The organism is Brasilonema bromeliae SPC951 (assembly GCF_012912135.1).
Lineage (GTDB): Bacteria > Cyanobacteriota > Cyanobacteriia > Cyanobacteriales > Nostocaceae > Brasilonema > Brasilonema bromeliae.
In genome coordinates, this window is record NZ_QMEB01000257.1 from 1 (window position 1) to 9,292 (window position 9,292).

General features: G+C 40.7%; 7 protein-coding genes and 1 pseudogene. 4 read left to right on the plus strand and 4 right to left on the minus strand.

Annotated features, from left to right (window positions below; genetic code table 11):
• Positions 1–293 precede the first annotated feature (293 nt).
• Positions 294–1,316, minus strand: a complete 1,023-nt coding sequence (locus DP116_RS24370) for a ParB/Srx family N-terminal domain-containing protein (protein ID WP_169157614.1) — start codon at positions 1,314–1,316, stop codon at positions 294–296.
• A 1,054-nt stretch (positions 1,317–2,370) separates the two neighbouring features.
• Between DP116_RS24370 and DP116_RS24375 the strand changes: the two genes are divergently transcribed.
• From DP116_RS24375 to DP116_RS24390, 4 genes are all read left to right on the plus strand, one after another.
• Positions 2,371–3,195 (plus strand): ABC transporter permease, encoded by an 825-nt coding sequence (locus DP116_RS24375; protein WP_169157615.1) that lies wholly within the window; start codon positions 2,371–2,373, stop codon positions 3,193–3,195.
• Between the two features lie 27 nt (positions 3,196–3,222).
• Positions 3,223–4,524: an ATP-binding cassette domain-containing protein gene (locus tag DP116_RS24380; protein WP_169157616.1), complete on the plus strand. Its 1,302-nt coding sequence runs from the start codon at positions 3,223–3,225 to the stop codon at positions 4,522–4,524.
• A gap of 130 nt (positions 4,525–4,654) precedes the next feature.
• Positions 4,655–6,199, plus strand: coding sequence for a glycosyltransferase (locus tag DP116_RS24385; RefSeq protein WP_169157617.1), 1,545 nt, complete (start codon positions 4,655–4,657; stop codon positions 6,197–6,199).
• 399 nt (positions 6,200–6,598) lie between these two features.
• Complete coding sequence (locus DP116_RS24390; RefSeq protein ID WP_169157618.1) at positions 6,599–6,988, plus strand: hypothetical protein; 390 nt, start codon at positions 6,599–6,601, stop codon at positions 6,986–6,988.
• 125 nt (positions 6,989–7,113) lie between these two features.
• On the opposite strand, the gene DP116_RS24395 is transcribed toward DP116_RS24390, so the two are convergent.
• From DP116_RS24395 to gap, 3 genes and pseudogenes are all read right to left on the minus strand, one after another.
• Complete coding sequence (locus tag DP116_RS24395; RefSeq protein ID WP_169157619.1) at positions 7,114–7,251, minus strand: hypothetical protein; 138 nt, start codon at positions 7,249–7,251, stop codon at positions 7,114–7,116.
• Between the two features lie 102 nt (positions 7,252–7,353).
• Positions 7,354–7,467 (minus strand): annotated as a pseudogene (locus DP116_RS30755) (IS982 family transposase); the annotation flags it as partial.
• 128 nt (positions 7,468–7,595) lie between these two features.
• Complete coding sequence (gene gap / locus DP116_RS24400) at positions 7,596–8,645, minus strand: type I glyceraldehyde-3-phosphate dehydrogenase (RefSeq protein ID WP_169157620.1); 1,050 nt, start codon at positions 8,643–8,645, stop codon at positions 7,596–7,598.
• Positions 8,646–9,292: the final 647 nt, after the last annotated feature.

The window sequence follows — 9,292 nt, forward strand, 5'->3', positions numbered from 1 at the left end:
ACTTGCCAAACTTACTAGGGAGCTATCGATGTAATACCAAATTCCTTTCAAGGCAATTCGTCTAGCTGGAAGATTTAAATAAAATACAAAACTCACTGCTTTATAGTCATGGAGTTTGTAGTCTTGATATCGGTCAAAAATGAAAGTAAAAAACCCCGCAAAACTTTACGGAGTTTGAGTGACAGAGTTTATCGAGGAATGGGCGAAAAGTAATATGGAATCTGGCAAAATTGAGTAAGTTTGTCCGGTGGCTATAGTTGTGCATCTGCACGAGTGTATCTTTCCATTCCCTATTACTCGATGCCTACAACTGCATAACTCTTGTGAAAGTATTCCTGTTGGTTTCCCTCATTGAGCGCTTGTTTAGCTGCTTCAATTATGGTGTTGAGATGAAATTTACTCAGTCCATTCCTGGCAGATGTGGAGATGACCTTGGTCAACTGCTCCGGAGACAGATGCATGATTTCCATTGCAATTTTATTAATCATTATGTCTTGAAGGTTAATCGTTTCTGTTGAGGGCGTAGGGTAAGATTGATGTTCAAGTTGTGGGTGTACATTGGTCAACGGTTGTCCATTGAAAAGCTGTACCTCGGACTCTTTAAAACTGGGAGTTTGTTCACCATTAGCAACGTACGTGCTACTATCAAGCTGCCCTATTAACACGTCAATTTGGTGATCACACTGACTCAGTTGAAGGTTGTCTGTGCACAGAAGCACCCGTTCACATCCGCCGTCTGGATGTGGTTTTGAAGATTCTGCAATGTTTATTGATGTCATTCCCTCGCCAATGTGAGTGGTGTCAAGTGTGTAAGTTTTTCCTTGGCGTTGTACAGTGCGTTTTTTGGTATCTGCGTTTTTATCGCAGATAGATTCACGCATTTGACGAACCATAAATTCAGAAACGCCACAACGTTTGGCAATCTCCCGATTACTCCAATGATTCCACTCCTCATCTTGTAGCATTATATTCACCGCACGGCGTTTATCTGCGTTGGTACGTCGTAGACCATGATTGGCATTGGCTCCCACCGAGTACAGCAAAGCGTCGCGGCGGTTACCCGGGTGTATTTCTACAGCAATCTCCTGACGCCCAGCTTTTTTAGTTGCATGCAGCCGATGGAAACCGTCTGCCAGCCAGTAGTTCTTGCCGTCGTAAAAGACTAAAATCGGGGGAAAGATGGCATCCAACGTTATTGCTTCCGCATATTCTGCAATGACATCCCAGTTGAGTTTGACGCGTGACTGAGTACCACCATTGATGAGAATGTTTGCAATGGGAAGGTACTCGACTGTTGGGATAGATATAGTCGTCATAACTATTGTGCTTTAGGAGCTTTAAAAGATATGAGTGAATTCTAGGAGCTACCAATAAAAGCTAAAACCCAATTCTTTATGCACTGGAAAGTGACATATTTTTTAAGCAACTCCTTGAATCCATAGAAAACCTTAAGTAATAATTACTTTTATATTGCAGATTTTTCAATCTGCCTATTTATACACTTTTATGTATTACTTATACAATTCTATGTAATTGGATATAAATGTAGGTAAAGTTTGAGAGTGATCTCAGATACTTTTTAATTTTTCCAGAAAATTGAATATAAATCAATTTACATACTTTCAAGATGTTTTTCTCAAATAATGTTAATTGTTTAAGTAAACTACTTGATAATAACCAACCTAATTGCTGCCACTGACCTTTGCTCTGCGCAATGTTATTAATTAAAAGTTTACAGTTAGGTTTTGTCAGTTCACCGGACTCATAATACTAGGTTCTGTTTTCCTAGGATATTTATTCTTTTTCCCAAATTTGTGTGTTGAAAGTTGAATTATGCTGTATACTTTGAACTAAGAGCTTTCACTAAGCTTAAGCATATCAATAACCCCACCCAAAGCAGCGGAGCTTGTGGATACTCAAATTCATATAACTAGCTAACTGGGGGCAATCTCGAAAATTTTTATCTAATACAGACTTTCGGTTATTTCTCTAGACTTAATATCTGTAAACCGGCTAGTGTAGCTAGCCATAATACCTTCCTTAAAGGATTGGCTCAAGGAAAGAGGATTAGCCAAAATCAGCCACATTAACAAAATAGGTCATGTCAAATAGGGATTTCACTTCTAGTGGTTCAATTTCCATCAGATAACGCTCTTGCATTAAGCTTTGAACCAAAAGTGTAAATGTCGTGTATGCGGTATACACCTATTTAATTGTTAGTTTGAATCATGAGTTGATTATCCAGCGTCAAATCGGAAGTTTTGTGATGGCGTGTATAAATCATGTCAGGCATTTTTCAGCTTTGCATAAGTCTAAATAGTGTTTACATAGCTAGCATCCAACAGTAATTTATTTGTTATTTATTTGTAAATGGATACTACAAGAATTGTTATCAAAGCCGGTCGAACTGAAAGCCAGTATTGGAAAGATTTGTGGCGCTATCGAGAGCTGTTTTACTTCCTAGCTTGGCGCGATATTTTGGTGCGGTATAAGCAGACTGTGATTGGGATTGCCTGGGCTTTGCTTCGACCATTTTTAGCAATGATTATTTCCACAGTGGTGTTTGGCAATCTAGCGAAGTTACCCTCGGAGGGTGTGCCATACCCAATTTTAGTATTTGCAGCAATGCTACCCTGGCAATTTTTTGCTAGTTCCTTAACAGAGTGCAGCCTCAGCTTGATCAATAGTAGTCACCTGATTTCTAAAGTTTATTTTCCTCGCTTGATTGTGCCAGTCAGTTCGGTGATTGTTAGCTTCGTGGATTTTCTAATTTCCGGCATCATCCTGTTAGGATTGATGGCTTGGTATGACTTTGTGCCCGATTGGCGCATCTTAGCGCTACCGTTCTTTATTCTGATTGCCTTTGCAGTGGCGATTGGAGGGGGACTTTGGTTAGGGGCGCTGAACGTCAAGTACCGTGATTTCCGCCACATTGTACCGTTTCTTGTGCAGTTTGGCTTTTATATATCTCCAGTCGCTTATAGTAGCAGCGTGATATCCCCTTCTTGGCGCTTACTCTACTCTTTGAATCCAATGGTGGGGGTGATTGATGGCTTTCGTTGGGCAATTTTGAGTGGGCAGTCAAAACTCTACTTGCCGGGATTCATTCTATCTACGGGATTGGCTTCTCTGCTTCTTGCTAGTGGTATTTGGTACTTCCGTAAAACTGAACGCACGTTTGCAGATGTTATTTAACTTGTTATTTAACTAGGGAGTGAGAGTGTGTCTGATAATGTAGTCAGGGTTGAAAATTTAGGCAAGAAATATACAATTAGCCACCAAAAGCGGGGAGCTAACAGTACTTTGCGGGATGCGATCGCCACTAGCGCCAAAGCCATCAGTCGTAAATTTCTAACACCATTTGACAAAAAAATACCCAACCCAACTCATGAGGAATTTTGGGCGTTAAAGAATGTTTCTTTTGATATTAAGCAGGGCGAAGTTGTCGGCATTATCGGTCGCAATGGGGCAGGAAAATCAACTCTTTTAAAAATTTTAAGCCGGATTACTGAACCCACAACCGGACAGATTTTAATTACAGGAAGAGTCGCAAGTTTGTTGGAGGTGGGAACAGGTTTTCACCAAGAATTAACAGGACGAGAAAACATTTTCCTGAACGGTGCTATTTTGGGTATGAGCAAGGCTGAGATTAAAAAGAAGTTTGATGAAATTGTGTCTTTTGCAGAAGTGGAGAAGTTTTTAGATACTCCTGTGAAGCATTATTCATCTGGGATGTACGTACGCCTTGCTTTTGCCATAGCAGCACACCTAGAACCAGAAATTTTGATTGTAGACGAAGTACTAGCAGTGGGGGATGTGCAATTTCAAAAGAAATGTCTGGGAAAAATGGGTAACGTGGCGAAGGAAGGGCGAACTATTTTATTCGTGACTCATAATATGAGTATGGTGGAATCTTTATGCGATCGCGGAATTCTCCTTGAAGAAGGCACACTGTGTGTAGATGGGACTTCAGAAGAAGCTGTTAGGGTTTACCTAGAAAAGTCTTACAGTCTCGCTCAAGAGTTGCCCTTAAGCCAAAGAAAAGACCGCACTGGTTCTGGAAGAGTTAGAGTTTCTAGTTTTAGAATCTTGAATGAAAAAGGTCATGAAGAGCAAGTTTTACAATCTGGTAAAAATTACTATTTTGAAATAGGATACTCTAACTACATAGGAAAGCGTCTGAGTAATGTCGTTGTCAGTCTTGCTGTAGCCGATGAGAGAGGTACTTTTGACCTCTTATTAAGGAGTAATTTCACCAACGATTATCTAACTCTTAATTCTGAGCAAGGCTATATTCTCTGTGGTATAGAAAATTTGCCTTTAGTGAATGGCTTGTATCAAGTTTCGATATATCTATCACACGCAGATAGCGAAACGCTTGATGACCTTCAAGAAGCTGTATCTGTGGTTGTAGATGGAGGTGATTTTTTTGGTACTGGTAATCCTGGTTTGCCAAACTTCTGTAAGTTTTTAGTTAAGGCAGATTGGTCTACATCACACGCTCATTTATTCTCTCATATGTAATCAATTTTATTTTCAAAAACTAAAGATTCTGTTTCTAGCTATGAAACAGAATTAAGCGATAGTGAAATTATTGTTTCATCTAATTTCGATATTACCTTTATCAAGGTTACTCTCATTAATGGAGGCAAAGATGTCATACAAAATTCTTTATTACAACTGGGATCCTTACTTTGAAAAATCATCGTTGGGGGGAGGTGTATCTATATACTGCCGGAGTTTAGTTGAGCATTTTAGTCAAGAAAGTGACTATCAAGTTAATTTTCTTTATAGTGGGGTTGACTACACCTTTTTTGGGAAACAACCCTACATTAAACAGGTTCGTAACAATCGTCATCCTAGTGTACCAACCTTTTCAATAGTTAATTCTCCTGTTTTCTCTCCTTCTCACTTTTATTTTCATAACCCTATAGGAAATATTGAAAATCCTGAGTTAGAAAAATACTTTCAACAGTTTTTAGTAGAACATGGACCTTTTCAAATTATTCACTTTCATAACTTGGAAGGATTAACTGCTACTTGCCTTAAGATAGCTAAAGAGAGCGGTGCTCAGGTGGTATTTAGCTTGCACAACTATTGGTCGGTTTGCCCTCAAGTTAATTTATGGAAATTAGAAAGTAGCCCATGCTCAAATTATCTTGAAGGAAGAGCTTGTGTTTCCTGCCTAGACACAAAAATACATGTAGAGCTAGAACTGACTCTCAGAAAACTGAATCATTTAGGAAGCTTGCTAGGTCAGGATCAGCAATCACTTCCTATGGCTATAACTAAAAAAATTTGCAGGGGGATCTACAGCCAAATTTGGTATCAAGTCATAACTCGTACAAAATCTCCCCTGAAGAAACCTCTAGAAGTGACGAGTGCAGATTTGCCTCAAGAAGCCGATTTGTATCGCTATCGGCGAGAGGAAATCGTTTCTCTTATAAACCGCTATGTTGATGTAGCGTTGTCTGTTTCTGAGCGTACCACTGCCATTTATAAGCAATACGGAGTTAACCCAGCTCTATTGACGACAAAATATATAGGCAGCCAAGCGGCTCAGTTCCAAGTACCACCACAAAACCCAGCAGCGTACACTCCAGAACAGCCTTTTAAATTAATCTACATGGGACCAGCAAGAAAAGATAAGGGATTCTACTTCTTGTTAGAAGAACTACGTTCTTTACCACAGGAAGAATTGAGTTCGCTTGAGTTGGTTGTCGCAAGCCGAATTTATGATTCGGTCGAGTTGGGAATGTCAATTGAGCAGAAAGGACGGTTGTTATCTCTGGCTCAGTCTCTTCACCGTTTCCGTTTCTACCCTGGCTACAAATACGAGAATATTCCTAATATGTTGGATGGAATCCACTTGGGAGTTGTCCCATCACAATGGGAAGATAACCTGCCACAAGTCACTTTTGAACTCATCGCCTGTCGCGTGCCAGTACTTTGCTCAAATCGAGGAGGTGCACAGGAGTTTGTTCGCCATCCGGCTTTCATTTTTGACCCTTCAAAACAAGGAGACTTCGAGTACAAACTCCGTACTATTCGAGAGAACCCACACTTACTCACCGAGTTTTGGCAAGAGGCGCGACCTGTCAAAACAGTAGAACAGCATTTTCATGAGTTAAACGAAGTTTATCAGACAGACATCGGAAAATCGCTTTCCCTTGTTGGTGCGAGTTCTAGTGCTGATTAATGTAACATGAGTTCGGGATAAGGAAAGGGACAGGTAGTAAGCTGAAAATAACGTCAAATCCAGCACCTGTCCTATGTTCAGTTTAGATGCTTTATTTTGCCACGTAGATGATTGCAGCACAAGCAGATTGTTTGCTGTAACGCAAGGACAGTTAAGACACTTAAGCAAAATATGTCTTAAGGATGAAACTTATCTACACCCTGTAGCCGCTAATGCTTGATATCAAAGGGTTAGCGCGATTTTATTTATCCAATGTGTAATTTTAACAACCTATTTTTCCTTAACTGTCTTAACTGTCCTTGAATTCTCACAAAAAATTTGAACAATTAAGAAAGTGAAGTGCTCTGGTATACACTTCAAGCAACTTTCAATAAATTTCATTTATTCAGGAGTGAGACAATGAAGAATGCAATTATCAAAGTAGTTGCCGTAGCCGCGATGGTGTTTACTTTCGCATTTTCTTGGGTGAGTAGTTCTGCTTATGCACTCAATTTACCTGGTTTGAATCAGTTGGCGATAATTAAAGTTACTAATCTGAGGGAAGGCAATTTATCTCAGAACTATCTTGCATTTGAAGCTTTACGAGAAGCACGTGCACCGCTACCGCCTATACCATTGCCTAGCAAATTAAATGAAGACAAAAAATATGGGTATATTGCAACACCGTTATATGCAGAGTTTGAACAAAACATTGTTAAACAATTAAACGAAAGGAACTCTGCAATTGGGTTTCCAGAGCGATACGAGTACATAGAAGGAGGTCTAGATAAACTAGAAAGCCTTAATTAAATCACCATAAGTACCCTGGTTGAACAAATTTCGATATCCCTTATAAAAGTCTAGGGAAGGGTAGAAGCACTGGTGTTGTGTCGATCGTCCAGTGCTTTTAGTTGTTATTTACGCTCAATTCTTTGCTATACCTGCGGTGTAGCATTTTCCCGTATTCCGTTCCGAATCAGCAAGCCCACACCCAACAGCGCCACTAATCCGTCAGCAATCGCCCATTTAGGAATATCAGCAAAACTCCAGATTCGTGTTTCGTATTGGGTCATGAGCTAGTATAGATATGCCATCTGCCAAAGGTACAAATCAAAAAATTCGCGGGACTTTTTAAGTTTCACATTGGAATTCTTGAAAACCTGATGCAGTTTACCTTTCGCACGAATACGTTTTATTCCTCCGTGTATAAATCGCTTTTTCTGCCATTGAGCTTCAAAAATTTTACATAAATCATCTACGTGGCAAAATAAAGCATCTAAACTGAACATAGGACAGGTGCTAGATTTGACGTTATTTTCAGCTTACTACCTGTCCCTTTGCTTATCCCGAACTCAGGTTAATGTAGTTATCAGTAACCAGTAACAACTGATAACTGATAACTGATAACTGTTAACTGCTAAGCTACAGCAGCAAGCACATGCTCCAACAGACCTTCTTTCTGTGCTATGGACAACATGAGGTCAATAACACGATTCGAGTAACCCCATTCGTTGTCATACCAAGCAACAACCTTAAAGAAGTTAGAGTTGAGTTCAATACCAGCACCTGCATCAAAGATGCTAGAACGAACATCGCCCTGAAAATCTGTGGAAACGACTTCGTCTTCTGTGTAACCCAAGATACCTTTTAGTTCTCCTTGCGAAGCTTGCTTCATGGCAGCACAAATTTCTTTGTAGCTGGTAGATTTAGCAGTTTTAAAAGTTAAATCGACTACCGAGACATCAGGAGTAGGAACCCGAAACGCCATGCCAGTTAACTTACCCTTTAACTCTGGCAAAACGAGTGCTACAGCTTTTGCTGCGCCTGTAGAAGAAGGAATAATGTTCTGTGCCGCGCTGCGACCTCCTCGCCAGTCCTTTTTGCTGGGACCATCTACAGTGGGTTGGGTAGCAGTCATCGCGTGAACTGTGGTCATCAGTCCTTCGGTTAACCCAAAGTTATCATTGATGACTTTAGCTATGGGAGCCAAACAGTTTGTGGTACAGCTGGCATTAGAAACAATGGTGTCTTTTGCCGGGTCAAATAGGTGATGATTGACACCTACCAATAGAGTAGGAACTCTGTCTGGGTCTTTTGTGGGGGCGGAAATGATAACCCGCTTTGCTCCTGCTTTGAGGTGGTTTGCAGCTCCTTCATGGTTAGTGAAAAGACCTGTAGATTCAACTACATAATGTGCACCCAATTTACCCCAGGGCAATTCTGCTGGATTCCTGATTGACACACAAGGAATGAAGTGTCCATTGACAACGATACCATCATCCTTTGCCTCAACACTGCCCTTATAGGTTCCATGAGTTGAGTCGTACTTTAGTAGGTAAGCGAGATTATCCGGTGGTACTAAGTCGTTAATCCCGACAAACTCGATGTTGGGGTTGTTGATCCCGGCGCGAAACACAAGACGCCCGATACGACCAAATCCATTAATACCAACTTTTAGCCTAGTCAAGATGAAACCTCCTGTTATCGGAGACTAAACAAAGGGAGAAAGTCAAAAGAAATTATCTTTTACTCTTTACTTCCCAATCCTGACAGTCCCGGTACGCTAAGGCGTATTTACTTGGCATCTTTTAAGATTTTTGCTATTTACACAGCTTTCTGGGTCGTTTTTGGTTAGCATTACAACAATCGGTCTTTGGTTCAAAGTCAAGACAGCCCAGTGCTTCCGGGGAACACGCTTTCACTGGGTGAACTGTGCACTTGAGGCGGTAGTCATTGGTAAAATATTCACAACCAGAGCAAGGAATTTGGTGCAAAGTTTTGAGATGACTTGCTCCTGTTTTCAAAGTTATCCAGACATTCCAAATCAAGAACATCAGAATAGCCCATCCCGAGACAGCGCAAAAAAGTGTAAGCATAATTGTAAAGCCCCAAAAATAATCTCAAAAAATTGCCTGCAGCTAACTCCTGGTAACTACAGGCATGAAACATTTATTTAGCTGTTGTTGAGAAAAACTCCATTAAGATCACGCTTGACCAAAACGCGCGGGTGTAGGCCCTACACACGCCAGAACAAGCGTGAGGGAAACCCTCCTATGGCACAAAGTGCCACGCTGCGCGAACAGTACTGGCTCCCCTACACCCCTTTCTTGGTCA

What these genes read in the sequence shown, in the direction of transcription:
- DP116_RS24370 (WP_169157614.1), bottom strand. Translation starts at nt 1,316, where the DNA reads ATGACGACTATATCTATCCCAACAGTCGAGTACCTTCCCATTGCAAAC.
- DP116_RS24375 (WP_169157615.1), top strand. Translation starts at nt 2,371, where the DNA reads ATGGATACTACAAGAATTGTTATCAAAGCCGGTCGAACTGAAAGCCAG.
- DP116_RS24385 (WP_169157617.1), top strand. Translation starts at nt 4,655, where the DNA reads ATGTCATACAAAATTCTTTATTACAACTGGGATCCTTACTTTGAAAAA.
- DP116_RS24390 (WP_169157618.1), top strand. Translation starts at nt 6,599, where the DNA reads ATGAAGAATGCAATTATCAAAGTAGTTGCCGTAGCCGCGATGGTGTTT.
- DP116_RS24395 (WP_169157619.1), bottom strand. Translation starts at nt 7,251, where the DNA reads ATGACCCAATACGAAACACGAATCTGGAGTTTTGCTGATATTCCTAAA.